Source organism: Xenorhabdus innexi (assembly GCF_002632485.1).
GTDB lineage: Bacteria > Pseudomonadota > Gammaproteobacteria > Enterobacterales > Enterobacteriaceae > Xenorhabdus > Xenorhabdus innexi.
The window spans coordinates 1-608 of the sequence record NZ_NIBU01000241.1 but is presented as its reverse complement, the minus strand read 5'-3'; the positions used below and the strand labels follow the sequence as shown (position 1 = coordinate 608).

At 41.0% G+C, this 608-nt stretch carries 1 protein-coding gene; it reads right to left on the bottom strand.

Annotation, left to right across the window (positions count from 1 at the left end):
• Positions 1-230 precede the first annotated feature (230 nt).
• Positions 231-608, bottom strand: a 378-nt coding sequence (locus Xinn_RS21365) for a winged helix-turn-helix domain-containing protein (RefSeq protein WP_244590297.1), incomplete at its 5' end; no start/stop codon positions are given.

The following is a 608-nucleotide window of genomic DNA, read 5'->3' as shown; positions in this document are numbered from 1 at the left end:
CTCAGTTATGCACCCTCTGCACAATTCCCTGAAAGCCTTGCTACATCTGGGTTTGATGCAATTAATATAATATTCACTGACTGTATCACCTGTTCACCCATTTTTTAGATTAATGAAGAGAATGTACAGTTGATGTATAGCTAAAAAATAACTATACATCTATTATTTTCCTTTAAATACAACTGGATATTTGAAGTAATGTATGGGATGTAGACCTAAAGCCCAAAGTTTTATACAGGCAATTTAAAGTCTCGACATTCAGGCACTGACGGTAGCCATTCTTCGGCCTCTTCCGATAATTCGACGTTATAAGAATAGCCTTTCTTGGTTCGCACTTTCCGATACTCTTTCCGGTATTCCAGCATAATCTTGGGAATGGATTCACCAAACTTAGTCAGTGTTAACGGACGTTCAAAGCCGTGCGCTTCCATAAAAGAGAGATAGGCGTGATACAAGTACAATCTTGGTGCGCGTGGGCTGATGTTCTTATTGCCCATCTTCATCCCAGTTGTATCATTGACAGATACCAGATAACCGCAAAAGCGATACAACGGATCGGAATGACTCTTTACCGTTAACGCTTCGTTCGAGTCGCGTTGCGCCTGTAG